This window comes from Methylobacterium sp. AC315 (assembly GCF_979253755.1).
In genome coordinates this window covers 1-261 of the sequence record NZ_CEEDEA010000092.1, presented here as the reverse complement: position 1 = coordinate 261, position 261 = coordinate 1, and the positions used below count along the sequence as shown (strand labels likewise).

Here is a 261-nt window from a genome sequence, read left to right as displayed (position 1 = left end):
GGAGAAGATGCAGCCGCGCGAGGCGCGGATCGACGCCGTCACTGCCTAGCGGCCTGGTGCCGCCCCGGCGGCGCCGGAGGCCGCATCCGTAGGCAGGGCCTTGAAGACACCGGCGAGCAGGGCTCGTACGGACTCCGCGGCGGCGGCCCGGGCCTTGAGCTTGGCGGCGAAATCGCCGGCCTGGTCGCGCATCGCGGGCGGCAGGGCCGCGAAGGCCGCGGACGCCGCCGGCAGGTCGCCGCGGTCCAGCGCCGCCTGGAC

The 261-nt window shown here is 77.4% G+C and carries 1 pseudogene; it reads right to left on the bottom strand.

Going from position 1 to position 261, the window contains the following annotated elements:
* Positions 1–45: 45 nt before the first annotated feature.
* A pseudogene (locus AC0IY0_RS28835) lies at positions 46–261 on the bottom strand (translation initiation factor 2); the annotation flags it as partial.